This is a genomic window from Pseudoxanthomonas sp., assembly GCF_027498035.1.
Classification (GTDB): Bacteria; Pseudomonadota; Gammaproteobacteria; order Xanthomonadales; family Xanthomonadaceae; genus Pseudoxanthomonas_A.
In genome coordinates, this window is record NZ_CP114978.1 from 2026508 (window position 1) to 2052091 (window position 25584).

Here is a 25584-nt window from a genome sequence, read left to right on the forward strand (position 1 = left end):
GCAGTTCTGCGTGGAACCTTGCCTGATGGCCTGCCATGGAACCGCACGGGCTTTTCCGACATCGGTTTCATTGCGGGTTTAAGCGCTGGACAGCACACTCGTTCAGGTTTCTGGCCGGGATGCGCTACCGTCAGCCTGATGACGGCGCGGCCCACCTGGCGCCCCTTTCCCACGTAGATCCCGACGCCACCATGCGCCCACTGCCGACCCTGCTCGCCCTGACTGCTGCCGCCGCCTTCGGGGGCTTTGCCGCCCTTGGCCTGTACCAGATGCTGGACCGCCCGGCTGAGGCGCGCGAAGACACAGCCTCCACCGCGATCCTGCCAACCACCGCTGCGTCCCTGCCGGCCGCGGTCGAAGGCCAGCCGATTCCGTCGCTGGCTCCGATGCTCAAGCGGGTGACGCCGGCGGTGGTCAGCGTGTACAGCCGGCAGACGGTGCGCGTGGCCAGCCCGCTGGGACCGTTCGCCAACGATCCGATGTTCCGTCGCCTGTTCGGCATTCCCGACATGCCACGCGAGCGCGTGCAGCGCGCACTGGGATCGGGCGTGATCATCGATGCACAGCGCGGGTTGATCCTGGACCAACCACCACGTGGTGGAAAACGCCGATGGCGTGTCGGTGACCCTGGGCGATGGGCGTACGGTCGAAGCCGAATTCCTCGGTTCGGACCCGGACACCGACGTGGCCCTGATCCGCATCCCGGCCAAGGACCTGACCCAGATCCCGCTGGGCGACAGCGACCAGCTGCAGGTCGGCGATTTCGTGGTGGCGGTGGGCAATCCCTACGGGCTGGGCCAGACGGTGACCTCGGGCATCGTCTCGGCGGTGGGCCGCAGCGGGATCCCGGTGGCCGGCTACCAGAACTTCATCCAGACCGATGCCTCGATCAACCCCGGCAATTCCGGCGGCGCGCTGGTCAACCTGCAGGGCCAGCTGGTGGGCATCAACACCGCCAGCTTCAATCCGTCCGGCTCGATGGCCGGCAACATCGGACTGGGGTTCGCGATCCCGATCGACCTGGCCCGCAACATCGCCGAACAGCTGTACACGAACAAGGGCGTGGTCAGGCGCGGCACGCTGGGCGTGACCACCCAGGACGTGACCCAGCAGCTGGCCGATGGCCTGGGCCTGGAGGGCCCGGGCGGTGCGCTGATCACCGGTGTGTATCCCAATTCGGCCGGTGCCGCCGCTGGCCTGCAGACCGGCGACGTGGTGCTGCAGGCCAACGGCCAGCGCATCAGCGGCGGCGCGGCGCTGCACAACTTCGAAGGCCTGCAGGGCGTGGGCAGCAAGGTGACCCTGGACGTGCGCCGCGATGGCAAGCCGCTCAAGCTCAACGCCACGCTCAAGGAGCAGTTGCGCGAGGTCGACGGCGCCAGCCTGGATCCGCGCCTGACCGGGGCGACCTTCGATGAACTGGACGAAGCCACCCGCCAGACCCTGCGCGCCAATGGCGCCAATGGCGGCGTCCAGGTGGGCGATGTCAAACAGGCCAGCCGCGCCTGGAACAGCGGCCTGCGCAGCGGCGACATCGTGTTTGCCGGCAACAGCGGCAATTTTTCGGACCTGGCCAGTTTCCGCGCCAGCTTCAACAAGGCACCGGCACAGTTGGTGCTCAACGTGTGGCGCAACGGCCGCGGCGAAGGCCAGCTGTTGATGCGTTGAGGTGAAACCCGCGTGCGGGATCGCCTCGACGAACTAACAGGGTGTTCATGCCTGCCTGCGGTAGATTCACCCCCTCAATCGACCCCTTTCCCTGGAGACGCCCATGAGCATGCCCAACGCCACAGACAACCTGAAGAGCAACCTGGGCGAGGCTGGCGAACACCTGAAGTCCGCCGCCTCCGCCGCCAGCGATGCCCTGCGCGGCGCGGCCGGCGTTGCCACCGACGAACTGCGCCTGGGCAAGGCCCAGGTGAAGTCGGAATTGTCCGACAGCGCCCTGGCCGGCATCAGTGCCGCCGAGTTTGGTGGTGAAGCCGCACGCGAACAGATGGATGCGCTGGTGGACAAGGGCCGCGACCTGATCGACAGCGCTGCCGAACTGATCCGCGAGCGCCCGCTGGCCTCCTTCGGCGTGGCCCTGGCCGCTGGCTGGCTGATCGCCAAGCTGGGACGCAGCAGCGACTAAGCCGCTGACTGCGCCGGGGATCGCGTGAGCGAAGCAGACACCGACCGGGACACCAGGCCCGATCCACCGCCATCACTGGACCAGAGCCTGCGCGACGTGGGCAAGGCCGGCAAGGAAGGGCTGTCTTCCGCCGTTTCCACCGCCCGCGCCCTGCGCTCGCTGATGTTGGCCGACTTCGCCCTGGCCCGCGCTTCACTGGCGCGGGCGCTGGTGTGGATGGCGGTGGCCGGCGTGTTCGGCGTCTCCAGCTGGCTGCTGTTGATGGGCGCGTTGATCGCCCTGCTGCAGCGGCTGGGCCTGTCGTGGCTGGCGGCGCTGTCCGTTGCCGCAGCCATGAGCCTGGCGATCACGGTGCTGGGCGTGGTCCAGACACTGCGCTATTTCGAACACACCCGCATGGACGCCACCCGCCGCCAGCTCAAGCTGATGGGGATTGGCGACGACGAACCGGAAGTGCCTGGCGGCGGCGAAGCCACTGCCCCGCAGCCGGCACCGGAGGGCAGCCCGCCATGAAGTACGCCGTCCTCAGGCATCGCGTGGCCCGCGCCGAGGCGTTGGTGGAAGGTCGGCGCAAGCAGACGGTCGACCATGCCGACGCGCTGGTGAAACACTGGAACCGTGCCTGGACCCCGTGGCGGATCATCGCGGTCGGCCTGGGACTGGGTTTCCTGACTGGCCAGTCGCGTCCGACGCGGGCCATGGGCGCAGCCAGGTGGTTGAAGATGGCCGGGTCGCTGTCCGGCATGTTCACTTCACTGCAGACAGCCGTCGCCGCCTGGCAGGCCGAGCAGGCTGCGGGCGAGGCCGACGACGCAGCCGATAGCGCCCAGACTGCCTCCAGCACATCCCGGCCAGCGACCGCGCCAACGGAACAGGCGGCGCAGAAAGCCGACGATGCCGCACGGCATGCGGCCACCTTGCGCGCGGCTGGCATGGCCACCGCCGATGATGGCGGACATCACCCCGCACCACGCATGTCATCCTATGCACGCGCCTCGGAGGTGCGTGGCGAAACCGAACAATGGGCGGCGCATCCGCCACGCCCGGCTGAGGCAGCGACCGACGTCTCCGAACGCTGAGCCCGCCCATGGCCATTCCCGCTTCCGACCTGCCGCCTGACGAGGCGCTCGTCAGCCCCCTACCCACGCCTGTCGCACCACGCCCGCGCGGGCCGCTGTCACTGGTGATCCTGGCCCTGCTGGCCTGCGGCTATACGCTGTGGGCCGCGCAGGCGGTGGTGGTGCCGGTGCTGCTGTCGTGCTTCCTGGCGCTGATCGGCAATCCGATCATCCGTGGCCTGCAGAAGCTCTATGTCCCGCGCTTCCTGGGCGCGGTGTTCGTATTGGTGCTGGGCCTGGCCGGCACCGCCGCGCTGGCCTACCAGATGGTGCCGCCGGCGGCCGCCTGGGCCAAGGCCGCGCCGCGCGAACTGCGCCAGCTCGCGCCCAAGCTGCAGGCACTGGCCAAGCCGGTCTATGACGCCAACCAGGCAGCGGAAAGCTTCGCCCGGGCCGCGTCCGGCGATACCGGTCGCCGCCCGCAGGTGATGCGCACGGCCGACGATCCGTATCGCACCCTGACCACCACCCCGCGCATGGTCGCCTCGGTGCTGGCGGTGGTGCTGCTGACGTTCTTCTTCATGGTCTACGGCGCCACCCTGCAGCGGCACGCGATCGCGATGCTGCCGCGGCGACAGCAGCAGAAGCTCACGTTCGGCATCCTGCAGTCCATCGAGCGCTCGGTATCGCGCTACGTGCTGACCATCAGCATCATCAACCTGGTGGTCGGCCTGCTGTTCGCCGGTGCGCTGTATCTGATGGAACTGCCGGTGGCCGATGCCTTGCTGTGGGGCACGCTGGTGGCGGTGCTCAACTTCGCCCCGTACGTCGGCCCACTGATCGGCATGGTGATGATGCTGGTGGTCGGCCTGACCACCTTCGACGACGGCCTGCAATCGCTGCTGCCGGCGGCGATCTACCTGGGCCTGCACACACTGGAAGGCCAGCTGATCACCCCGATCGTGCTGGGCCGGCAGATGCGGCTCTCGCCGCTGATCCTGATCCTGGCGCTGATGGTGTTCGGCTCGCTGTGGGGGATCATCGGCCTGCTGCTGGCGGTGCCGATGCTGGTCTGCATCAAGCTGGTCCTGGCCCAGGTGCAGGGCATGGAGGGGTGGGCGCGGCTGATGGAGTGATCTGTCAGGCGTTCTGCCAATGCGGCCCATTGCTTGCTTTTGCTTTCGCCGTTGCTCGTGATCTTGATCCACCCAAGCCGTAGAGCGAGCCGAGCACCGCAGGAAGCCAGGGCCGCAGAGGCGCGGATGTTTGAGCGCAGCGAGTTCCGCGCCGTGCCCTGGCTTCCGAGAAGCGCAGGGGCCCGACGCGCAGCGTCGGATCGCGTCCGGCGAAGGCGGTTTTGCTTCCTTTTGCCGCGACAAAAGGAAGTCGCGCCTTCAGGCGCGAAAGCCCTTGATCCTGTTTGAATTTGTTGCTTTGCGCATCAGCTCAACCCTCAAGAGCCAAAGGCAGGGGCCAAACAAAGCTTTCACGCCCTCCGGGCGCGACTTCCTTTTGTCGCGGCAAAAGGAAGCAAAACCGCTTCTCGCCGGGACGCACGCCGATGCTCCGCATCGGTCCCCTGCGCTCCTCGCCTGATCGGGCACGGCGCCCAAACTCGCTACGCTCAGACAAGGGCGCCTCTTCGGCCCGACCAGGCTCCGGTGCTCGGCATGCTTTACGGCTCGGTCAGAGAAGCGAAAGCACAGGCAACGGCAAAACCCAGGCCAAAAGCCTGCCTGGCCTGGGCGCGCTAAAATACGCGGATGAATTTCGATATCCGCGCCGTCACCCTGGACCTGGACGACACCCTCTGGCCGTTCGCCCCGATCGGGGCCCGTATCGAGCAGGTGATGCACGCCTGGCTGGAGCAGCACAGCCCGGCCACCGCCGAGCAGTTCCCCATCACGGTGATGCGCACCCTGCGCGAACAGGTATTCGCCGACAACCCGCAGCTGATCCACGACCTGTCGGCGCTGCGCAAACTGACCCTGGAACACGCGCTGCGCCGCAGTGGCGCGGACATGGCGCTGCTGGACCCGGCCTTCGAGATCTTCTACGCCGAACGCAACAAGGTCGAATGCTATCCGGATGCGATCGACGCGCTGGCACGCATTGCCGCGCGCCTGCCGGTGGCGGCGCTGACCAACGGCAACGCCGACCTGGCGCGCTGCGGGCTGGACCAGCATTTCGTGTTCCAGCTGGGCTCGCGCGAACACGGCGCGGCCAAGCCCGAAGCCAGCATCTTCCACGCCGCCTGCGAGCAGCTCGGATTGCCACCGGCGCAGGTACTGCACGTCGGCGACCACGCGGTGATGGACGTGGCCGGTGCGGTCCGTGCGGGCCTGCGCGCCTGCTGGCTCAACCGTGAAGGCGCCACCTGGCCGCTGGACGAACTGCAGCCCGATCTTGAATTCACCACACTGACCGCACTGGCCGACTGGCTGGATACGCACCTGGACACCAAGGACATCGTCGCCGCATGAGCCTGCCTGCCTTCCTCGAAACCGCCGATGCGACCACGCTGCCGCTGCACGTGCTGCAGCGCGAGCAGTTCGCCGACTGGAGCGCACAACAGCCGGCCGCGCTGCGTGCCTGGCTGCAGGCGCAGGGCTTCAGCGCGGCGCCGGGTTCGCTGGCGCTGCTGCCGGGCGAAGACGGCATCGCCGGTGCGGTGATCGGCATCGGCGATGCCGTCGATCCACTGAGCTATGGCCACGCGCCGACCGGGTTGCCATCCGGCACCAGCTGGCGCGCCGAAGGCAGCCTCTCCGCAGAAGCACGCAGCGCGCTGCAGCTGGGCTGGGGCCTGGGTGCGTATCGCTTCGACCGCTATAAGACCCCGACGCGCGCGCCGGCCAGGCTGCTGCTGGAAGCGCCTGACCGGCAGGCCGCCGCGTTGCTGGCCGCATGCCTGCGCGTGCGCGACCTGGTCAACACGCCGACCGAACACATGGGCCCGGCCGAGCTGGAAGCCGTGGTGCGCCAGATCGGCCAGGCCCACGGCGCGCAGGTCGAGGTGTTCACCGGCGATGCGCTGCTTGAACACAACTTCCCCGCCATCCACGCGGTGGGCCGCGCCTCGCATCGCGCGCCGCGCCTGATCGCGCTGCGCTGGGGCGCAGACGATGCGCCCCGGGTGTCACTGGTCGGCAAGGGCGTGTGCTTCGACACCGGCGGCCTGGACATCAAGCCGGCCGACGGCATGCGCAACATGAAGAAGGACATGGGCGGCGCCGCGCATGCCATCGCGCTGGCCGAACTGATCATGCGCCAGCAGCTGCCGGTGCGCCTGACCCTGCTGGTGCCGGCGGTGGAAAACGCGATCGGCCCCGATGCGTTCCGACCGGGCGAAGTGATCGCCACCCGCACCGGCGTGAGCGTGGAGATCGACAACACCGATGCCGAGGGCCGGGTGATCCTGGGTGACGCGCTTGCCTACGCAGGCGAAGGCAAGCCGGAAGTGCTGCTGGACTTCGCCACCCTCACCGGCGCGGCACGGATCGCGCTGGGCCCGGAGCTGCCGGTGCTGTTCTCCAACGACGACACGCTGGCCAACGCCTGGCTGGAAGCGGGCGAACGCACCCGCGACCCGCTGTGGCGCCTGCCGCTGTGGCGTCCGTACCTGCGTTACCTGACCAGCACCGTGGCCGACCTGGCCAATGCCGGTTCGCGCATGGCCGGCGCGGTGACCGCGGCGCTGTACCTGGAGCGTTTCGTGCCCGCCGGTACGCCGTGGGCCCACCTGGACGTCTATGCCTGGAACGACAGCGACCGCCCGGGTCGTCCGGCCGGTGGCGAAGCGATGGCGCTGCGTGCGGCGTTCGCGATGCTCAAGGCGCGTTACGCGGCCTGAGCCGCGGACGCGCGCAGGCGGCCTGCACGCGTCCATCGCCCATCCGCCCGGGGATCAGTCCGGAACGCCGGCGCCCGCCAGCTGGGCCAGGTCACCGGCAACCACGCGGTTGCGGCCCTGCGCCTTGGCGCGGTAGAGCGCCTGGTCGGCCTTGCGGAGCAGTGCTTGCGGATCGGTACCGTCCTGCGGGAACAGCGCCAGGCCGATCGACACGGTCACGGCCGGCAGGTCCTGGCCCATGTGCTGGACGTGCATCGCTTCGACCGCCGCGCGGATCTTTTCGGCGCGCTCCAGCGCGGCCGGCAGGGCTACTTCCGGCAGGATCAGGGTGAACTCCTCGCCGCCGTAACGACAGGCGATGTCCTCTTCGCGCGCAAGGTCCAGCAGCAACTGGCCGAAGCCGGCCAGCAGCGCATCGCCACCCGGGTGGCCGTGGGTGTCGTTGAACCGCTTGAAGTGGTCCAGGTCCAGCATCATCAGCGCCAGCGGTAGCTGGCGACGTGCGCAACGCGACAGTTCGCGCGACAGGGATTCTTCCAGGTAACGGCGGTTGAACAGCCCGGTCAGCGGCTCGCGGATGGACTGGATACGCAGGCGCTCCTGCAGCTGCAGGTTGGACAAGGCCATGGCCAGCTGTTCGGCCGCGGTTTCGATCAGCTGCACGCGCGCCAGGAAGCCGTCATCGGCCGCCGACACATACAGGAAGCCCAGCTGGTTTCCCTGCGCATTCAACGGAATGCAGGAGGTGGCGCCGACTGTGGCGAGAATGTGGCTGCAGCGCACGGCATCGGAAGACCCATGCGCCAGCTGCGGCTGGCCACGGCGCAGCGCCCAGCACTGGTCTGGCGGCAGCATCTCGGCGCTGGGCGCCACCGGCACGCCCCAATGCGCCATTGCCTCGGCATAGTCGCGCGAGGCGCGGATGCCATAGATCGTGCCCCCGGTGCCCGGCAGCAAGCGCTCCATCAGCCGCACCGTCAGGTCCAGCGCCTCGTCGGTCTTCATGCAGCTCTGCAGCATGCTGGCGAAATGGCTGAGCTCACGCAGATCCACGCTGGTGAGTTCAAGCTCATCGACCGTGGCCATCAATCGCGCGTTGGCCGCGGCCGTGCCCGCCTCCGCCACGGCACGCGCGCGGATCTCGCGCAGCATCAACACGTAGACCATCGCGATCACGGCAATGCCGAAGGGAATACCCGCCACCGCCAGCCCTTTCACCAGCAGTGCGCTGCGGTCGCTGGAAGCCGCGCGCTGGACCAGCAGTGCGCGCTCGGATTCGATCATCAGGCGTGCCTGCCGGCGGATGGCATCGGAAGTGATCCGCACCTCCGTGCCCATGGCCTTCGGCACCGCGGCCAACCCTTGCTCCTGGTAGATGCGCACCGTTTCATCGGCCTGGCGCAGGCGGTGTTCGATCACGGTCCGCAGCTGCCGGGCGCCCTGCCGCTGCCCTTCGTTGTCGCGCACCAGCTGTTCCAGCGCGGCGAACAGTTCCGGCAACTGGTTCCGGCTGGCCTGATAGGACGCCAGGTAATCCACCTGGCCGGTGAGCAGGTAACCACGCTGCGCCGATTCGGCATCGCGCAGGCGCGCCTCGACTCCATCGATGCGTGCAATCACCTCATTGGTGTGGGACACCCAGCGCGCATCGGCGGCGAAGCGGTCGGTGCCCTGCAGGACACCGATACCGATGACCAGGAAGATCAAGGCGGCGAAGAGGGGGCCAAGCAGGTTGGCAATGCGGCGTGCGGAGAACATGCCCGTAATCAAGCAAGGGATATGCCAATGTTAGCGTCATCGGCGAAACTGACCGCGCGCCGGATTTGATCCTTGTCACTTTTCGCGACGCCGCTGCGAAATAAACAGGCGCAGTGCAGCCGGCATTCCGCAGCTACAGCCAGCCTTTCTGCCGCGCCAGGCGATGGGCCTCGATGCGGTTGCCAACCCCCAGTTTGCTGATCGCCTCGGACAGGTAGTTGCGCACCGTGCCGTGGGAAAGATGCAGCTGCCTGGCGATGTCGGCGGCCGTGGCGCCGTCGCCGGCCAGGCGCAGGACCTGGCGCTCGCGCTCGTTGAGCGGGTCCTGTTCGGACCAGGCTTCCAACGCCAACTCCGGGGCGATCGCGCGGCCGCCGCCGTGCACGGTGCGCAGCGCATCGGCCAGGTGCTCGGGCGGGGCGTCCTTGAGCAGGTAGCCGACCACGCCGGCATCCAGCGCCCGGCGCAGGAAGCCCGGCCGGGCGAAGGTGGTGACGATCACCACGCGCGTGGCCAGTTGGTGGCGCTGGACGCGCTGGGCCAGTTCCAGACCCGACAGGCCCGGCATTTCGATATCGGTGACCAGCACGTCCGGCAACAGCCGCTGCAGGTCACGCCAGGCCGATTCGCCATCGGCCGCAGCGCCCAGCACTTCGATATCCGATTCAAGGCCCAGCAGCGCAGCCAGCGCGCCGCGGACCATGGCCTGGTCCTCGGCCAGCAGCACGCGGATCACGGGGAAAAGGGAAAACAGGACATGGTGGGCATTCTAGTGGGATCGCCGGAGGGAACACCTGCAACCAGGCACAGGCACGGCCGTGGCGCCGCTGGACACACATCGAAGCCGGACGCGTGGCGCGCTTCGGCGGCGACGCGGCGCTAGCGGGAAAGCCCCGTCGCTACTGAAACAGCTTGCGCATCCGCCTGTACGTCCACCGGGACGGGCGCCGCGCGCGTCGGCGCCCGCGCCAGGACCGTGGTGCCACGGCCGCGCGCCGAATCCAGCTGCAAACTGCCGCCCACGCCCTGGACCCGCGCGCGCATGCCATCCAGGCCGTTGCCCGGGACCAGGTCGCCGCCGCGGCCGTTGTCGTGGATGGTCAACTGCAGGGTGTCGGCATTGGCAGTGACCTGGACCTGCACATGGCTGGCCCGCGCATGACGCTGGACGTTGGTGATGGCCTCGCGCAGGACCAGGGCGAAGGCGTTTTCCACGGCCGGTGGCAGCGGCACGTCATCGACGTGGTACTGCAGGCTGATGCTGCCCGACTCCAGCATCAGCTTGGCCGAAGCCAGCTCGACCGCCAGCCGGGCCGAACGGATGCCGCTGACCGCGCGCCGCACCTGCGCCAGGGCCTCGCGCGACACCGTACTGACGTCTTCCATCTCGCGCTTGGCCGTGGCCGGATCGCGTTCGACCAGACGCACCGCCAGGTCGGATTTCAGTGCTACCAGCGACAGCGTGTGGCCGAGCAGGTCGTGCAGGTCGCGGCCGATGCGTTCGCGTTCGGCCACCGCGGCCAGGCGACGCACTTCCTCGTGGCTCAGTCGCAACGCAGCATCTTTCTGCCGGTTGAGCTGCTGCACGCCGATCACGGTGCCACTGCCCAGCACCGTGACCGGCAGCCACACCATCATCTGCCACGGGTAGCCGATCACCCAGACCAGCGCGATGAACGCGACGTTGAGCAGCACCAGCCAGGTCAGATAGCGCCGCAACATGCCCGGCCCCTCGACGCACAGGGTCAGGCAACCGAACACGAAGTAGCTGATGCCCGCCGGATACACCTTCAGCAACAGCGCGCTCATCACCACCATCGCCAGCGCATAGCGATTGCTGTGCCGCCGCGGGCGCAGTTGGGTCAGCGCATAGAGCAGCAGGAAGGTGGGGTACGACAGCAGCGTCAGTACCGTCCAGCGGGTGTCGTAGCCATCGGAATCGAACAGCGGCACCACGAAGATCCACGCCGACCACAGCAGGTGCACCGCTTCGGTCCACGGCGACTTGCCCTGGTTCAGGCGTTCGGCGGCTTCGGAGTCTTCAGCCGGGGTGAACCAGGCACGCAGCAGGCGACGGATCATGGGGACAGGTTCGGACAGATGCGGCGATCTTGCCACCACCATGGCGATGACGTGCCGGCGCGATTCACGCGCGACGCAGCCGACGCTGGGCCAGGGCGAAGCACGCGGCCGTGATCGCAGCCAGGACCACGACATGCAGCCACACCGGATGCCCACCATCGTGACCCACCACCTTCAAGGCCAGCTGGCCCAGGTGCCAGGCCGGCCATAGCGGTGCGATCTGGCCGAAGAACGCCGGCAGCATCGACAGCGGCAGCCACAGGCCGGACAACAGGGAAAGCGGCAGGTAGACCATGTTGACCACCGCCGGTGCGCCACTGCCACCGACCAACGTGCCGATCAGCAGGCCCAGGGCGCAGAACGGCAGCACGCCCAGCACATCGACCAGCAGCAGCGTAGCCATCTGCGTCATCGACAGCTGCACGCCACCGAGCAGGCGGCCGGCCAGCATCAGCAACACGCCGATGCACACGGCGAACACCATCGCCATCAGCATCTTGGCCAGCAGTGGTGCGCCGGCCGGCACCGGCAGCGCGCGCTTGAGGGTCAGCAATCCGCGCTCGCGGTCCAGCGCCAGGCTCACGCCGAAGCCGAACAGCCCCGGCCCCATCACCCCGAACACGCTGTAGCTGGCCATCAGGTATTGGCTGGCACCGGGGTTGCCACGATTGAGCAGCACGCCGAACAGCAGGTAGAACATCAACGGGAAGATCAGCGTCGGCAGCGCGAACGACGGCGTCCGCAGCAGGCGGATGAACTCGTAGCGCGCCTCGCGCGCGTACACGCCGGGTATGGAAGGCGCGCGAGGCGCGGTGCCCGGGATCAAGCTGTTCATGCAGCCTCCTGCTGGTCGGTGATGGCGAGGAACGCATCGGCCAGGCCGGCGCGGCGGACCTCAAGGTCATGGAGGTGCGGATCGGCCTGCAACAGGCGCGCGACGATGGGTTCGGCCGGCTCGGCCTGGATCTCGATGGCCGCGCCATCGCGCCGTGCGCTGTGCACGCCCGGCCAGCACGCAATGGCATCGGCATCCAGATCAGTCTGCGCGCGGATGCAGCGCTGCAGCACGCTGGCGCGGATCTGGGAGACGCTGCCGCGGGCGACGATGCGCCCTGCCTGCAACACCGCGACGTCATCGGCCAGCGCTTCGGCTTCTTCCAGGTAGTGCGTGGTCAGCAGCACCGCGCAGCCGGCGGCGGCACGTTCGCCGATCGCCGCCCACAGCTGGCGACGCGCCTGGATATCCATGCCGGTGGTGGGTTCGTCCAGGAACAGCACCTGTGGCCGCCCGCAGATCGCCAGGGCGAACTGTACGCGGCGCTGCTGGCCACCGGACAGGGCTCCGTAGCGGCGGCGCAGCAGCCCATCCAGCCCGGCGATGGCCACGCAGTCGGCCACGCTCAAGGCCTCGGCGTAATAGCCGCGCGTCTGCGCCAGCAGTTCGCCAACGTGCAGGGTGTCCGGCAACGCCGCGCTCTGCAGCATCACGCCGACGCGGCGGCGCACGCCTATGTCCTGCGGCGACTGACCGAACAGCAAGGCCTGCCCGGCATCGGCACGCTGCAGGCCCAGCAGCAGCGACACCACGGTGCTCTTGCCGGCGCCGTTCGGCCCAAGCAGGGCCAGGACACGGCCGGGCTGCAGCGCCAGGTCCACGCCATCGAGCGCAGTCAACGCGCCATAACGCTTGTGGATGCCATGCAGGGAAGCGGGTGCGGCCGCGTGCTGCGGGTCCATACGTATCTGCCATTACCGGGGAGTGCAGTTAGCCTGCGCCTTGCGGGCGGGGCGCTGGCAGTGGCCGACATCAGGGATTGCAGGTGACACCTGTCACTGGCCTGGCGCCATGGGTGCCGCGCATGCTGCGCCCGGTGCCAGCCGTTCGACCGGAAGGTTGTGACTTCCGGCAGCTTGGTGCGAACCACCCGTCTGGTCACACTCGCGCTTCAACGACGTCATTGATGGATCCATGAACGCCTCTGCCGAACTCCTGAAGGAACTCCGCATCGACCGCAGCGCGCGCCCACCGCCGCCTTCGCGCCGTGGCCTCTGGATCGCGCTGGCCGTGGTCCTGGTGCTGTTGCTGCTGGCGGGCGGCGCCTGGTTCGCGCTGGGCCAGACCAAGCCGGTGGATGTGCGCACCGCGCCGGTGAAAGCGATGAGCAGCGATGGCGCCAGCGCCTCGGTACTCGATGCCACCGGCTACGTGGTCGCGCGCCGCATCGCCACCGTGTCGGCGCAGATCACCGGCCGCGTGGAAGAAGTGATGATCGAGGAAGGCCAGCGGGTCGAGGAAGGCCAGGTGCTGGCGCGCCTGGACCCGATCAACGCCGATGCCGAACGCAACCTGGCCCAGTCGCAACTGGCGTCTTCGCAGAGCCAGGTGGAGAACGTGCAAGCCCAGCTGACCCGCGCCGAGGCCGAAGCCAGGCGCCTGGATGCACTGGTCGCCGAACAGCTGGTGTCGCGTTCGCAGTACGACCAGCAGGTGGCCGACCGCGATGCCCTGCGCGCGCAACTGCAGACCGCGCGCCGCAACGTGCAGGTCGCACGCGACCAGCTGAAGATCTCCACCATCGGCAAGGACTACACGGTGGTGCGCGCGCCGTTCGCCGGCATCATCACCGCCAAGTCCGCGCAACCGGGCGAGATCGTGTCACCGCTGTCGGCCGGCGGTGGCTTCACCCGCACCGGCATCGGCACCATCGTCGACATGGACTCGCTGGAAGTGGAAGTGGACGTGGGCGAGGCCTACATCGGCCGCGTGCAACCCAAGATGCCGGTCGAAGCCACGCTCAATGCCTATCCGGACTGGAAGATCCCGGCCGACGTCATCGCCGTGATTCCCACCGCCGACCGCGGCAAGGCCACGGTCAAGGTGCGCATCGCGTTGAAGGTGAAAGACCCGCGCATCGTCCCTGAGATGGGCGTCAACGTCAGCTTCCTGGAAACCGAGTCGAAAGCGCAGGCCACGCAGCCGCAGGGCGTGCGTGTGCCGGTCGCCGCAATCACCGAACGCGACGGCGCGCAGGCGGCTTTCGTGGTCGTGGATGACAAGGTGCAGCAACGCACGCTCAAACCCGGCGCCACCCTGGCCAACGACCGCCAGATCCTGGGCGGCCTGCAGGCCGGCGAAACCGTGGTGCTGGACCCGCCGCCGACCCTGAAGGATGGCGATGCCGTCGCGCCTGCCGCGGGAACCTCGCCATAAGGAACCATGTGATGCAGGGCGAAGCCACCTATCTCGATATCACCCCGCAGGCCGGTCAGGCCTTCTTCTCCGCGCCACCGCCTGGCGAACTGGTGATGCTCAATCTGCTGCGCTTCCGGGCCGTGGCGGATTATTCGGCGACGCCCGCGCTCGCGCCGGCCACGCCGATCAGCGGCGAGGACGCGTATCGCCGCTACATCGCGCACACCGCGCCATTGCTGGAGCGCTCGGGCGGCCAGGTGATGTTCCTCGGGCGCGCCCATGTCCAGCTGATCGGTCCACCCGGTGAATATTGGGACGCGGCAATGTTGGTGCGTCAGCGCGATGCGCGGACCTTTCTTGCCTTCGCATCGGACCCGGAAAGCCAGGCCGGCATCGGCCACCGCACCGCAGCGCTGGCCGATTCACGCCTGTTGCCGTTGACCCAGGATTTCTGAAACCTGCGACGGGCACCTTCTCTGCCCGTCGTTCCATCGCTTCATCCATGAGGATCGCGCCATGACGTCCCTGGTTTCCATCCGCAACCTCACCAAAACCTACCAGCGTGGCCCGGAGCAGGTGCATGTGCTGCACGGGCTGGACCTGGACATCGCCGCTGGTGACTTCGTCGCCCTGATGGGGCCGTCCGGCTCGGGCAAGACCACCCTGCTCAACCTGATCGGCGGGCTGGACTCGGCCAGCGCCGGACAGATCGAGATCGCCGGCCAGCATCTTGAATCGATGTCGGCCGCGCAGCTGGCGCAGTGGCGCAGCGACCACGTCGGCTTCGTGTTCCAGTTCTACAACCTGATGCCGATGCTGACCGCGCAGAAGAACGTCGAACTGCCACTGCTGCTCACGCACCTGTCCGGCGCGCAGCGCAAGCGCAATGCCGAGATCGCGCTGACTCTGGTCGGCCTGGCCGACCGTCGTTCGCACAAGCCCAACGAACTGTCCGGCGGCCAGCAGCAGCGCGTGGCCATCGCCCGCGCCATCGTCTCCGACCCGACCTTGCTGATCTGCGACGAACCCACCGGCGACCTGGACCGCAACAGCGCCGAGGAAATCCTGGGCATGTTGCAGATGCTCAACCGCGAACACGGCAAGACCATCGTCATGGTCACCCATGACCCCAAGGCGGCCGAATACGCCAGCCACACCCTGCACCTGGACAAGGGCGTGCTGGTCGAACAGCCCGCGCACGCGTGAGGAGCCGGCCATGAAATACCTGCACCTGATCTGGGCGGCGCTGTTCCGGCGCAAGACCCGCACGTTCCTGACCCTGGTGTCGATCCTGGCGGCGTTCCTGCTGTTCGGCCTGCTCAACGGCGTGCGCGAAAGCTTCGCGCAGGCCGGCCAGAGCGCGCAGGGTGCCAAGCGCCTGCAGACCGGTTCGCGCCTGTCCTTCATCGACACCTTGCCACTGGCCCTCAACGACCGCATCACGCGCGTCGATGGCGTGACCAAGGTGACCTACGCCAACTGGTTCGGTGGCGCCTACCAGGAGCGCCGCGCAACCAGATCTTCAGCTTCGCCGTAGCCCCCAACTACCTGGACCTGTATCCGGAGATCGAGGTCGACCAGGCACAGCGCGAAGCCTTCGCCAACACACGCACCGGCATCCTGGTCGGCCAGGGGCTGATGAAGCGTTTCGGCTGGAAGGTCGGGCAGAAGATCCCGCTGCTGTCGACCATCTTCCCCAACAGCGATGGCAGCAAGAACTGGTCCTTCGACATCGTCGGCGTCCTGCGCAGCAACAACGAGGCCAGCGCCGGCTGGGACGACCAGATGATCCTGCTGCACTGGAAGTACTTCGACGAATCCTCGCCGTACAACCGCGGCTCGGTGGGCTGGTACGTGTCCGGCGTGGCCGATGCCAACCAGGCCGACCGCGTGGCCAAGGGCATCGATGCGCTGTCGGCCAACTCCGACCACGAGACGAAAACCCAGACCGAATCGGCGGCGATGGCCTCGTGGATGAAACAGACCGCCGACATCGGCCTGATCGTCGGCTCGATCATGGGCGCGGTGTTCTTCACCCTGCTGCTGCTCACCGGCAACACGATGGCGCTGGCCGTGCGCGAGCGCATCCCGGAACTGGCGGTGCTCAAGGTGATCGGCTTCCGCGATGGCGCAGTGCTGGGCCTGGTGCTGGCCGAATCGGTGCTGCAAGTGGTGCTGGGCGGCGTGCTGGGGTTGGGCATCGCTGCGCTGCTGGGACCGATCCTGACCACCGCCACCGGCGGGGCGATCACCATGCCGCCGGTGGGCCTGCGCAGCTGGTCGCTGGGCCTGGCGCTGATGGTGGGCATCGGCCTGCTGGTCGGCCTGCTGCCCGCGCTGCGCGCCGGGCGCCTGAACATCGTCGACGCCCTGGCCGGGCGCTAAGGAGACTTCCATGCGATTCCTGAAATCCTTCGGTCGCGGCCTGGGCCTGTTCGTGCTGGTGTTGCTGGGCGTGGCCGCCTGGCTGGTGCTGCCATGGTTCGTGTTGCTGGCCCTGGTGGTGGTGTTCGCGCTGTGGATGCTGCTGACCCGGCGCGGCCGCCAGGCCGGATCGGTGACCCAGGTCGGCCTGAGCACGCTGCGCCAGCGCATCGGTTCGTCGTCGGTGATCGTGATCGGCATCGCCGGCGTGGTCGCGGTGCTGGTGGCGCTGCTGGCGATGGCCGAGGGCTACCGCACCACGCTGCGCGCCAGCGGCAGCGAGGGCACCGCCATCGTGCTGCGCGGCGCGTCCTCGGCCGAGGTGATGTCGACCCTGTCGCACGACGCGGTCAACCAGATCGCACAGGCGCCGGGCGTGGCGCGTGACGCACAGAACCGCGCCCTGACCTCGCCCGAACTGGTGGTCGCCGCCAACCTGCCGGTGCGCAACGGTGGCCCGGACGAAGACGGCAGCGTACAGCTGCGCGGCGTGGGCGAAGCCGCCTGGGCCGTGCGCCCCAACGTCAAGGTCGTGCAGGGCGCCAAGTTCGCGCCCGGCAAGCGCGAGCTGATGGCCGGCGTCGGCGCGCAACGCCAGTTCAAGGGGCTGGAACCGGGCAAGCAGATCCGCCTGGGCAGCCAGCTGTGGACGGTCACCGGGATCTTCCAGGCCGGCGATGCGACCGATTCGGAGCTGTGGGCCGATGCCGAAGTGGTCGCCACCACCTACCGCCGCGGCAGCACCCGCACCTCGGTGACGGCCAAGCTGACCAGCCCGCAGGCCTTCGCCGGCTTCAAGGCCGCGCTGGCCACCAACCCGCAGCTGGACGTGGATGCCGACACCACGCTGTCCTACTTCAGCAAGCAGTCCGAAACGATGACCAAGATCATCCGCGCCATCGGCATGGTGGTCGGCGCGATCATGGGCATCGGCGCGGTGTTCGGCGCGCTCAACACCATGTTCGCCACGGTCGCCTCGCGTGCCCGCGAGATCGCCACGCTGCGCGCGATCGGTTTCCGCGGCCTGCCGGTGGTGGTGGCGGTGATGCTGGAAACCATGCTGCTGGCGCTACTGGGTGGCGTGCTGGGCGGCGTGATCGCCTGGGTGATCTTCAACGGCTTCACCGCCTCGACCCTGGCCGGCGGCATCGGCCAGATGACCTTTGCCTTTGACGTGTCCCCGGATGTGCTGTGGACCGGGATCAAGTGGGCGCTGGCGATTGGCTTCGTGGGCGGCCTGTTCCCCGCCCTGCGTGCCGCCCGCCTGCCGATCACCGTCGCCCTGCGCGAGGTGTAACCGGCTGCATCGAGGGGTGGATCGATGGGTGGCCTGGTCGGCCGCCCATCGGCGCAGATTGCAGATGTCACGACACTGTCATGCCGGTGCGATAGCGCCGTGGGAAACGGCCGCGCTACGCTGCGCGGCCGCCTGTTTTCGTCTCTTGCGCCGATGTCCCGCCTGCTCCTGCTGGTCTGCACGTGCTGCCTGTTGCTGGCCGCCTGCATTCCGCCCCACTCCACATCGCTGAGCAATCGCCTGGTCGCGCCCGGTGGCGTGTCGCCATTGCTGGACAGCGCGCATGTGGAATCGCTGATGGCACGCCTGCCCACGCGCAGCGGCCGGCTACCGGGCGAAGGCGGTGTGCCGATCTTCTGGCGTGCGCTGGACCCGGGCAATTACCAGCTGGATTACCGCTACACCGGCAATCCTGACGGCACGGCGATGCAGCAGGTGGCCTTCGACGTGGGCTTCGTGCGCCCGCAGGCGCAGCCGGCGCCACGCGGCACAGTGGTGCTGCTGCACGGCTGGATGATGGATGGTGATTCGCTGATGCCCTGGGCGCTGCAGCTTGCGCAGGCCGGCTATCGCACGATCAGCCTGGACCTGCGCAACCACGGGCGTTCGGGCAGCGGCCCATCCGGCTATGGCACGCGTGAAGGCGAAGACGTGGCCCAGGTCGTATCCGAACTGCGCGCGCGCGGCGAGATCGCCGGGCCGCTGTATCTGTTCGGCGTGTCCTATGGCGCGGCCACGGCAATCTTCGCCGCGCACGACCTGGGCGACCAGGTCGCCGGCGTGGTGGCGATGGAGTCGTTCGCCAACGCCGGGCGCGGCATCCGCGACATGGTCCCGCACATGCTCGACAGCCGGCCGGACACCTGGAAGAGCGCCGCGACCACGCTGATCGCGCAGGCCACTTATGGCCGCCAGAACCTGGATGCGGTGATTGCCGCGGCCGACGCGCAGCTCAAGCTCAACCTGGATGACGTGGACGTGGCCAGCGCGCTGCGTGACACCCCGGCCTGCGTGTTGATCATGCATGGCCGCAACGACCACCATATCCCGGTCGCGCATGGCCGCATGCTCGCCGCGGCCGCGCCGCGCGATGGCTATCTGGAAGTGCCCGGCGAAACCCACCTGAGCCTGCCGATGCGCCTGGACCGGCTGGCACCGACGGTGGACGACTGGTTCGCCGCCACCGCCTCGCGCCGCGCAAGCTGCCCGACGCCGCAGCCGCTGACCCCAGCCCACGACACAACGCTGGTCGCCAGCGCGCACTGAGGCATCGCTCAGCCCTGCTGTGAATCGATCCAGCCGCGACGCGCGGCTTCGGCAAGGTCTAGCGGCGTATCCAGATCGAACACCAGCTCCGGCGCACGCAGTTGCCCGATCTGGTCCGGCGGCAACGCATTGAGCACCTCGCGCAGGCCCGCATCACCCTGCGGCTGGGCCTGCAACAGACGCGCGACGGTGACCACGGCCGGAATGCCGATCCGCGCGCCATGCACGGTGCCGGCACATCCGGACGTCGCAGTGGCCGCGGCCTGCAGCAGCGCCTGCAGATGCCGCAGCTCCAGCGCCGGCTGATCACAGGCCAGCAGCAGACACTGCGTCGCGCCGGCTGCGTCATGTGCCAGCGCATCACGCGCCGCACGGACGCTGGAAGCAAGGCCTTCGCGCCAGTCAGCATTGCGCACCACTTGCACATCATCAGCGCGCGCAACAGCGGCGATCTGCATCGCACGCGCGCCCACCACCAGCAGAAGCCGGCGCGGCGCCGTAGCCCGGGCCAGGCGCAGGGCACGCTGCACCAGGGCCTCGCCATCGCGCTCGATCAGCTGCTTCGGGCGTCCGTCCAGACGACGACTGCCACCAGCTGCCAGCACGACCGCGACATGCCTGCTCACGCGGCGTGACCGTGATGCCTGGCCTGCAGCTGCGCGCCGGTGCGCGCACAGGCGAGTCCGGCAGCGCCGTGCAACTGCCCCGTCACCACGCGATGCGTCTCAGCCAGCTGCCGGTTGGAAGTGAGGTCGTCTTTCATGCGCGCCCCATCATGCCCGGCATCCCTTCAGCGGATCGTGATCCTGCGCTCAGCGGCGCAGCCGCGCGCGCAGCAACGTATCGCCGATGAACACCAGCAAGGCCACCCAGATCAGTGCGAAGCCGATCACGCGTTCCTGGCCGAAGGCTTCGTTGAACACCAGCACGCCCAGCAGCAGCTGCAGGGTCGGTGCGATGTACTGCAACAGGCCCACCAGCGACAGCGGCACGCGGCGCACGCCGTAGGCAAAGCCCACCAGCGGGATCGCGGTGACGGCGCCGGCCAGGATCAGCAGCAGGTCGGTGCCCAGGCCCCAGCCACCGGTGAACTGGCCACCGTGGCCGGCTTCGCCCCAGGCCACCAAGGCCAGCGCGGGCAGGAACAAGTACAGGCTTTCCAGCCCCAAGCCCGCAACCGCATCCACCTGCACCAGCTTGCGCAGCAGGCCGTAGGCACCGAAGGAGATGGCCAGCCCGATCGCGATCCATGGCGCCTGGCCGGCCTGCCAGGTCAGCCAGGCTACGCCGGCGGCAGCCATCGCCACGGCGATCCATTGCAGACGGGTCAGGCGTTCGCGCAGCACCAGCACGCCAAGCAACACATTGACCAGCGGGTTGATGAAGTAGCCCAGGCTGGCCTCGACGATATGACCGTTGTTGACCGCCCAGATGTACAGGCCCCAGTTGAGGCTGATCAGCACGCTGGTCAGCGCCAGGGTGGCCAGCGCGCGCGGCTGCGCGGCGATCGCACGCAGCCAGCCGAAACCGCTGCGCAGTAGCAGCCAGACGACCACCAGTACCGCGCTCCAGACCACGCGATGGGCGATGATCTGCAGCGCCGGCACGTGGTGCAGCATCCGCCAGTACAGCGGGAACAATCCCCAGATCACGAACGCGCCGACCGTGGCGGCAACGCCGCGGCGATCCAGCGCCGGTGCAGTAGCGCTCACTTGGCCCGGACCCGCGCCAGGTTGATCACCACCACGCCGGCCAGGATCACCGCCATCGCGCCCAGGTCATGCGCGGTGAAGTGTTCGTGCGCCAGCCATGCGCCCAGCGCGACCGCGATCACCGGGTTGATGTAGGCATAGCTGCCGGCCAGGGCCGGGCGCACGTTGTGCAGCAACCAGACGTAGGCGGTGAAGGCCACCACCGAGCCGAACAGCGCCAGGTAGCTCACCGCCAGCACGCCTTCCAGTGGCGGCCACGTCGTCATGCGCTCGCCGCGCAACGCGCCGGCCAGCATGATCATCACGCCGCCGCAGAGCATCTGCGCGGCAGCCGTCATGAAGGGCGATGGCAGGTCGCGTCCACGCGACCACACCGAGCCGAACGCCCAGGCCACCGGTGCGATCAACAGGCAGACCAACCCGGTCGGACTGGCCGTCAGCGTGCCGCCGGCGTTGAGCCAGATCACGCCGATGAAACCCAGCACGATGCCGATCCACTCGGCGCGCGTGGCGCGATGACCACGCAGCATGCCGAACAAACCCATCCACACCGGCATCGATGCGACCGCCACCGCGGCCAGACCCGACGACACCGTGGTTTCGGCCAGCACCACCAGGCCATTGCCCATGCCCAGCAACAGCGCAGCCATGACGAGCAGCGTCGGCCATTGCTTGCGGGTGGGGGCGGCCACGTCGCGCAGGCGCAGCACCGTGAACAGCAGCGAGCCGGCGACCACGAAACGCAGGCCCGAGGTGATCAGCAGCGGCGGCATGCCGTGATCCAGCGCGATGCGGATGCCCAGATAGGTCGATCCCCAGACCACGTACACCAGCAGCAACGCGGTCAGGACCGCCAGGCCGTGGGGCGGAGCGGCGGCCGGAGCGGGCGTGGGGGACGACATCGGCGGACAGGACCTGCGCAGGAGGCCGCACAGTCTAGGGGAGCGGCCTCCTGCGCAGGTGCACCCATGCCGTGCAATCGCACCGCTGCGGTGGAAACAGGTGTTGCAGCACCGGATCAACCCAACGATGCGGTGTGCTGAAGCGCTCAAGACAGAACGGGCGCCCTGGAGGCGCCCGTTCGTTCCAGCAGACCGCGCGTGAGCGGATCAGTCGGCCCAGCTGCTCGGCTTGGTCGACTCCGGCAGCACCTGCGCCGAGAGCTTCTTGTCCTGGCCCAGCACTTCGATCGCATCACCCAGGATCGCCGCCGACTCATGCAGCAGCGGGTCCGGGCGCTTGTCGGCCAGCTTGTCGCGCGCGGCATCCTTGACGATGTCGCGCTCGCTGGCACCCAGGCCGTCATCGGACAGATCGCCGGCCAGCGGGTCCAACGGCATGCCGAGCGCCTTGCGTTCCTCCTGGCGCGCCTTGCGCTGGGTTTCCTGCTTGTCACGCTCGCCGCGGCGCGTGGCCTCGTTGAGCGAGACATACTTCTTGGCAGCCTCGGCCCGGAACTGGGCCACGTCTTCGGACCACCACTGGTATTCCTTGTCCGACTTCACCCGCGCTTCGTGCATGGCTTCCAGCCTGGGCAGCAGTGGCGCGAAATTGCCGTACTGGGTGTGCTGGACCGCGGCGATCTTGGTCCACGGCAGGGCGTTGTCGTAGGTGTCCTCGCCGTATTCGGTGGCGTCCATGCTGGCCGGGAACGAGATGTCCGGCACCACGCCCTTGTGCTGGGTGCTGCCGCCGGCGACGCGGAAGAACTGGGCGATGGTCAGCTTGAGCTGGCCGAAACGCTGGCCGCCCTCATTGGCCGGCCAGCGGTCCAGGTCCACCAGGTTCTGCACGGTGCCCTTGCCGAAGCTGGTCTCGCCGATCACCAGGCCACGACCGTAGTCCTGGATGGCGCCGGCAAAGATCTCCGATGCCGAAGCCGAGCCGCGGTTGATCAGCACTGCCAGCGGCCCATCCCACGACACGCCGGGCATGGTGTCGCCACTGACCGACACGCGGCCACCGGATTCGCGCACCTGCACCACCGGCCCCTGGTCGATGAACAGGCCAGTCAGGTCGACCGCCTCGTCCAGCGAACCACCGCCGTTGAGGCGCAGGTCCATCACCACGCCGTCGATCTTCTGGGTCTTGAAGCCATCCAGCAGGCGGCGCACGTCGCGCGTGGCCGAGGTGTAGTCGTTCGGGTTGCGGCGACGGCCCTCGAAGTCCTGGTAGAACGCCGGCAGCTTGATCACGCCGATCCGGCGCTCCGGCTCGGTGCCGGTGGCCGGCAGGGTCATGATCTCGCTCTTGGCAGCCTGCTCGGCCAGCTTCACCTTGTCGCGGGTGATGGTGACCGTGGCATGGGTCCCGTCCGCGCCGGCTTCCGGCGGGATGAATTCCAGGCGCACCTGGGTGCCCTTCTTGCCGCGGATCAGATCGACCACGTCGTCGGTGCGCCAGCCGATCACGTCGGTGAAGGCACCATCGCTGCCCTGGGCCACGCCCACGATGCGCGAGCCCGGCTGCAGCTTCTTGGACAGATCGGCCGGGCCACCGGGCACGATCTCGCGGATCACCACCGTGTCGTCCTGGCGCTGCAGGACCGCGCCGATGCCTTCCAGCGACAGCGACATCTGCTGGTTGAAGGACTCGGCGGTCTTGGGGGTGAAGTAATCGGTGTGCGGATCAACCGCCGAGGTATAGGCGTTGAGGAAGGTCTGGAACACATCCTCGCTGTCCAGTTCATCCACGCTGCGCTGGATGTTGGCGTAACGCTTGTCCAGGGTCTGGGCGATGGCGTCGGGCTTCTTGCCGGCCAGCTTCAGGCGCAGCCAGTCGTTCATCACCGACTTGCGCCAGATCTCGTTGAGCTCGGCGGTGTCCTTGGCCCAGGGCGCATCCTTGCGGTTGTAATCCCAGCGCTGCTCGGAATCGAAGTCGAAGTCCGGCGTCTTCAGCAGGCTGCGGGCATAGGCCACCCGCTCGCCGACGCGCTTGCGATAGACCGAAAACATGTCGTACGCCGGGGTCAGCTGGCCGCTCTTGATCGCGTCATCCAGCTGCGTGGACAGCGGCATGAAGCCTTCGATGTCCTTGGCAGTGAAGAACTGCTTGCTGCCATCCAGCGAATCCAGGTAGTGCTTGTACACATCCTTGGACAGCGCATCGTCCAGCTGGCGTGGGCGGTAGGCATAACGGCTGTCGGACAGCAGCCCATAGACCAGTTTCGACGTGGTCGACTGGTCCGTCGTCGGCCCCATCGGCACCACGCTCGAGTCCTGACGCGCGGCGGGCCTGTCCCCATCAGGTCGCGCCAGCAGCGCGACGGGGGCCGTCAGGGCCAGGGCCAACAGGGAATAGGTGAGCTTGGCTTTCATTCGATGGACTCGCGGCCGACAGGCCGGTAGGGACGTGTGTGGGGAATAACTGGATGCATGGACAGCGTCACAGTGCCGAAAGTTGCGCGAGCTGTCACGTGCAATCCAGCCTAGTCGCGCACCAGTATCGAAATGTGAACGAAGCACCCGCCAACCGCCGCATACGAAGCCGCCGCCAGGCTTTCGCGAGGCGGCGGATGCGATCGGACCGGCAGCGGGAGCGTCGCTCAGCTGGCGACGCCGGCTTCCATCGCCTGGCGGTCGGCGTGGTACGAGGAACGCACCATCGGACCGGAAGCGACGTGACTGAACCCCAGCCCCAGGCCGTACTGCTCCAGTTCGGCGAACTCGTCCGGGGTCCAGTAGCGCAGCACCGGATGGTGGTGCGGCGTGGGCTGCAGGTACTGGCCGATGGTGACCATGTCGACGTCATGCGCCCGCAGGTCGCGCAGCGTGCCCTGCACCTGCTCCATCGTCTCGCCCAGGCCGAGCATGATCCCGGACTTGGTCGGCAGCGTCGGATGCTGGGCCTTGAATTTCTGCAGCAGGGTCAGCGACCACTGGTAGTCCGCACCTGGACGCACGTTGGTGTACAGGTCCGGCACGGTTTCGATGTTGTGGTTGAACACGTCCGGCGGACTGGTGGCCAGGATTTCCAGCGCACGGTCCATGCGGCCCTTGCCACGGAAGTCCGGGGTCAGGATTTCCACCCGCGTGTTCGGTGCGTGGCTGCGGATGGCGCTGATGCAGTCGGCGAAGTGCTGGGCACCGCCGTCGCGCAGGTCATCGCGGTCCACGCTGGTGACCACGACGTACTTCAGGCCCATGTCGGCCACGGTGGTGGCCAGGCTCAGCGGTTCGGAGGCATCGGGCGGCTTGGGCCGGCCGTGGGCCACGTCGCAGAATGAGCAGCGGCGGGTACAGACCTCGCCCAGGATCATGAAGGTCGCGGTGCCGTGGCCGAAGCATTCGTGGATGTTCGGGCAGCTGGCTTCTTCACAGACCGTGACCAGGCGGTTCTCGCGCAGCTTGGCCTTGAGGTTGGCCACCGCGTTGCCGGACGGAATCCGGACCCGGATCCAGGACGGCTTGCGCAGCACCGGCGCTTCGGCGAACTGGACCGGCGAGCGGCCGATCTTGTCGCCGCCCATCTGCTTGACCCCTGTTTCCAAGGGAGCGGCGGTGGGCGTCGCGGTTACGACCTGCAGCGGAATCTGGCGGGGGGCGGAGGTTTCCATGCCGTCATTCTATCGCCTGGGTTGCGATGGCGCCCTGGGCGATGTCCCGCCCCGCGGAACGCAGCAATGCAGGCGGGACAGGCTTGAAACGCCCGCAGCAGCGCGCCCTCCCGCCGAATCGCGGGCATTAAAAAGCCCGCAACAGCTTTCGCCAGTACGGGCCTGCTCCCTCCCCCACGTCGGGATGCGGGCCAATCCTGCGCGCCGTTCCGAAGCATTGCACGCTGCATTGCAAAAAATCGCCTGCCT

At 68.2% G+C, this 25584-nt stretch carries 22 protein-coding genes and 2 pseudogenes; 13 read left to right on the plus strand and 11 right to left on the minus strand.

Annotated features, from left to right (window positions below; genetic code table 11):
• The first annotated feature begins 191 nt into the window (after positions 1-191).
• From O8I58_RS08730 to O8I58_RS08760, 7 genes and pseudogenes are all read left to right on the plus strand, one after another.
• Positions 192-1668 (plus strand): annotated as a pseudogene (locus O8I58_RS08730) (Do family serine endopeptidase).
• A gap of 109 nt (positions 1669-1777) precedes the next feature.
• Positions 1778-2134 carry a hypothetical protein gene (locus O8I58_RS08735; RefSeq protein WP_298322865.1) on the plus strand — a complete coding sequence of 119 codons (357 nt, stop codon included), beginning with the start codon at positions 1778-1780 and terminating at the stop codon, positions 2132-2134.
• A gap of 24 nt (positions 2135-2158) precedes the next feature.
• Positions 2159-2647 carry a phage holin family protein gene (locus O8I58_RS08740; RefSeq protein WP_298322348.1) on the plus strand — a complete coding sequence of 163 codons (489 nt, stop codon included), beginning with the start codon at positions 2159-2161 and terminating at the stop codon, positions 2645-2647.
• Entirely contained in the window at positions 2644-3213 is a 570-nt protein-coding gene (locus O8I58_RS08745; protein WP_298322350.1) for a hypothetical protein, read from the plus strand. The genes O8I58_RS08740 and O8I58_RS08745 overlap by 4 nt, the downstream gene beginning before the upstream one ends.
• A gap of 8 nt (positions 3214-3221) precedes the next feature.
• On the plus strand, positions 3222-4328 hold the full coding sequence (locus O8I58_RS08750; protein ID WP_298322352.1) for an AI-2E family transporter: 1107 nt from the start codon (positions 3222-3224) through the stop codon (positions 4326-4328).
• 627 nt (positions 4329-4955) lie between these two features.
• A complete protein-coding gene (locus O8I58_RS08755) occupies positions 4956-5675 on the plus strand; it encodes an HAD family hydrolase (RefSeq protein ID WP_298322354.1) in 720 nt (239 codons plus the stop codon).
• Positions 5672-7045, plus strand: coding sequence for a leucyl aminopeptidase family protein (locus tag O8I58_RS08760; protein ID WP_298322356.1), 1374 nt, complete (start codon positions 5672-5674; stop codon positions 7043-7045). The genes O8I58_RS08755 and O8I58_RS08760 overlap by 4 nt, the downstream gene beginning before the upstream one ends.
• Before the next feature lie 54 nt (positions 7046-7099).
• On the opposite strand, the gene O8I58_RS08765 is transcribed toward O8I58_RS08760, so the two are convergent.
• The 5 genes from O8I58_RS08765 to O8I58_RS08785 all read right to left on the minus strand — a co-directional run bounded on the left by O8I58_RS08765 (position 7100) and on the right by O8I58_RS08785 (position 12622).
• The gene (locus tag O8I58_RS08765) at positions 7100-8812 is read right to left on the minus strand and encodes a sensor domain-containing diguanylate cyclase (RefSeq protein WP_298322867.1); all 1713 of its coding nucleotides are present in this window, start codon (positions 8810-8812) and stop codon (positions 7100-7102) included.
• Positions 8813-8936: 124 nt separating this feature from the next.
• A complete protein-coding gene (locus tag O8I58_RS08770) occupies positions 8937-9539 on the minus strand; it encodes a response regulator transcription factor (RefSeq protein WP_298322358.1) in 603 nt (200 codons plus the stop codon).
• A gap of 143 nt (positions 9540-9682) precedes the next feature.
• The gene (locus O8I58_RS08775; RefSeq protein ID WP_298322360.1) at positions 9683-10885 is read right to left on the minus strand and encodes a sensor histidine kinase; all 1203 of its coding nucleotides are present in this window, start codon (positions 10883-10885) and stop codon (positions 9683-9685) included.
• 64 nt (positions 10886-10949) lie between these two features.
• The gene (locus tag O8I58_RS08780) at positions 10950-11720 is read right to left on the minus strand and encodes an ABC transporter permease (protein WP_298322362.1); all 771 of its coding nucleotides are present in this window, start codon (positions 11718-11720) and stop codon (positions 10950-10952) included.
• Positions 11717-12622 carry an ABC transporter ATP-binding protein gene (locus tag O8I58_RS08785; RefSeq protein ID WP_298322364.1) on the minus strand — a complete coding sequence of 302 codons (906 nt, stop codon included), beginning with the start codon at positions 12620-12622 and terminating at the stop codon, positions 11717-11719. Before O8I58_RS08785 ends, O8I58_RS08780 begins: the two co-directional genes overlap by 4 nt.
• A gap of 232 nt (positions 12623-12854) precedes the next feature.
• On the opposite strand from O8I58_RS08785, the gene O8I58_RS08790 reads away from it, so the two are divergent.
• The 6 genes and pseudogenes from O8I58_RS08790 (at position 12855) to O8I58_RS08815 (ending at position 19065) form a co-directional block, all read left to right on the plus strand.
• Positions 12855-14096 (plus strand): efflux RND transporter periplasmic adaptor subunit, encoded by a 1242-nt coding sequence (locus O8I58_RS08790; protein ID WP_298322366.1) that lies wholly within the window; start codon positions 12855-12857, stop codon positions 14094-14096.
• A gap of 11 nt (positions 14097-14107) precedes the next feature.
• Positions 14108-14533, plus strand: coding sequence for a DUF1330 domain-containing protein (locus O8I58_RS08795; RefSeq protein ID WP_298322368.1), 426 nt, complete (start codon positions 14108-14110; stop codon positions 14531-14533).
• Between the two features lie 61 nt (positions 14534-14594).
• Positions 14595-15284, plus strand: coding sequence for an ABC transporter ATP-binding protein (locus O8I58_RS08800; RefSeq protein WP_298322371.1), 690 nt, complete (start codon positions 14595-14597; stop codon positions 15282-15284).
• Between the two features lie 10 nt (positions 15285-15294).
• Positions 15295-16463 (plus strand): annotated as a pseudogene (locus O8I58_RS08805) (ABC transporter permease).
• Between the two features lie 10 nt (positions 16464-16473).
• Positions 16474-17799, plus strand: coding sequence for an ABC transporter permease (locus tag O8I58_RS08810; protein ID WP_298322373.1), 1326 nt, complete (start codon positions 16474-16476; stop codon positions 17797-17799).
• Positions 17800-17952: 153 nt separating this feature from the next.
• Positions 17953-19065, plus strand: a complete 1113-nt coding sequence (locus tag O8I58_RS08815) for an alpha/beta hydrolase (RefSeq protein WP_298322375.1) — start codon at positions 17953-17955, stop codon at positions 19063-19065.
• A gap of 8 nt (positions 19066-19073) precedes the next feature.
• On the opposite strand, the gene O8I58_RS08820 is transcribed toward O8I58_RS08815, so the two are convergent.
• From O8I58_RS08820 to lipA, 6 genes are all read right to left on the minus strand, one after another.
• A complete protein-coding gene (locus O8I58_RS08820) occupies positions 19074-19691 on the minus strand; it encodes a nucleotidyltransferase family protein (protein WP_298322377.1) in 618 nt (205 codons plus the stop codon).
• Positions 19688-19828: a hypothetical protein gene (locus O8I58_RS08825; protein ID WP_298322379.1), complete on the minus strand. Its 141-nt coding sequence runs from the start codon at positions 19826-19828 to the stop codon at positions 19688-19690. The genes O8I58_RS08820 and O8I58_RS08825 overlap by 4 nt, the downstream gene beginning before the upstream one ends.
• Before the next feature lie 49 nt (positions 19829-19877).
• Entirely contained in the window at positions 19878-20777 is a 900-nt protein-coding gene (gene rarD / locus O8I58_RS08830; RefSeq protein ID WP_298322381.1) for an EamA family transporter RarD, read from the minus strand.
• The gene (yedA, locus tag O8I58_RS08835; RefSeq protein ID WP_298322383.1) at positions 20774-21679 is read right to left on the minus strand and encodes a drug/metabolite exporter YedA; all 906 of its coding nucleotides are present in this window, start codon (positions 21677-21679) and stop codon (positions 20774-20776) included. The genes rarD and yedA overlap by 4 nt, the downstream gene beginning before the upstream one ends.
• 207 nt (positions 21680-21886) lie before the next feature.
• Positions 21887-24097: a carboxy terminal-processing peptidase gene (locus O8I58_RS08840; RefSeq protein WP_298322385.1), complete on the minus strand. Its 2211-nt coding sequence runs from the start codon at positions 24095-24097 to the stop codon at positions 21887-21889.
• A 227-nt stretch (positions 24098-24324) separates the two neighbouring features.
• On the minus strand, positions 24325-25335 hold the full coding sequence (gene lipA / locus O8I58_RS08845) for a lipoyl synthase (RefSeq protein ID WP_298322387.1): 1011 nt from the start codon (positions 25333-25335) through the stop codon (positions 24325-24327).
• Positions 25336-25584 lie beyond the last annotated feature (249 nt).

Bases quoted from the DNA above. Each gene is read 5' to 3' on its own strand.
- O8I58_RS08735 (WP_298322865.1), top strand. From the start codon at position 1,778: ATGCCCAACGCCACAGACAACCTGAAGAGCAACCTGGGCGAGGCTGGC.
- O8I58_RS08745 (WP_298322350.1), top strand. From the start codon at position 2,644: ATGAAGTACGCCGTCCTCAGGCATCGCGTGGCCCGCGCCGAGGCGTTG.
- O8I58_RS08750 (WP_298322352.1), top strand. From the start codon at position 3,222: ATGGCCATTCCCGCTTCCGACCTGCCGCCTGACGAGGCGCTCGTCAGC.
- O8I58_RS08755 (WP_298322354.1), top strand. From the start codon at position 4,956: ATGAATTTCGATATCCGCGCCGTCACCCTGGACCTGGACGACACCCTC.
- O8I58_RS08760 (WP_298322356.1), top strand. From the start codon at position 5,672: ATGAGCCTGCCTGCCTTCCTCGAAACCGCCGATGCGACCACGCTGCCG.
- O8I58_RS08775 (WP_298322360.1), bottom strand. From the start codon at position 10,885: ATGATCCGTCGCCTGCTGCGTGCCTGGTTCACCCCGGCTGAAGACTCC.
- O8I58_RS08780 (WP_298322362.1), bottom strand. From the start codon at position 11,720: ATGAACAGCTTGATCCCGGGCACCGCGCCTCGCGCGCCTTCCATACCC.
- O8I58_RS08785 (WP_298322364.1), bottom strand. From the start codon at position 12,622: ATGGACCCGCAGCACGCGGCCGCACCCGCTTCCCTGCATGGCATCCAC.
- O8I58_RS08790 (WP_298322366.1), top strand. From the start codon at position 12,855: ATGAACGCCTCTGCCGAACTCCTGAAGGAACTCCGCATCGACCGCAGC.
- O8I58_RS08795 (WP_298322368.1), top strand. From the start codon at position 14,108: ATGCAGGGCGAAGCCACCTATCTCGATATCACCCCGCAGGCCGGTCAG.
- O8I58_RS08800 (WP_298322371.1), top strand. From the start codon at position 14,595: ATGACGTCCCTGGTTTCCATCCGCAACCTCACCAAAACCTACCAGCGT.
- O8I58_RS08810 (WP_298322373.1), top strand. From the start codon at position 16,474: ATGCGATTCCTGAAATCCTTCGGTCGCGGCCTGGGCCTGTTCGTGCTG.
- O8I58_RS08815 (WP_298322375.1), top strand. From the start codon at position 17,953: ATGTCCCGCCTGCTCCTGCTGGTCTGCACGTGCTGCCTGTTGCTGGCC.
- O8I58_RS08825 (WP_298322379.1), bottom strand. From the start codon at position 19,828: ATGAAAGACGACCTCACTTCCAACCGGCAGCTGGCTGAGACGCATCGC.
- yedA (WP_298322383.1), bottom strand. From the start codon at position 21,679: ATGTCGTCCCCCACGCCCGCTCCGGCCGCCGCTCCGCCCCACGGCCTG.
- O8I58_RS08840 (WP_298322385.1), bottom strand. From the start codon at position 24,097: ATGAAAGCCAAGCTCACCTATTCCCTGTTGGCCCTGGCCCTGACGGCC.
- lipA (WP_298322387.1), bottom strand. From the start codon at position 25,335: ATGGAAACCTCCGCCCCCCGCCAGATTCCGCTGCAGGTCGTAACCGCG.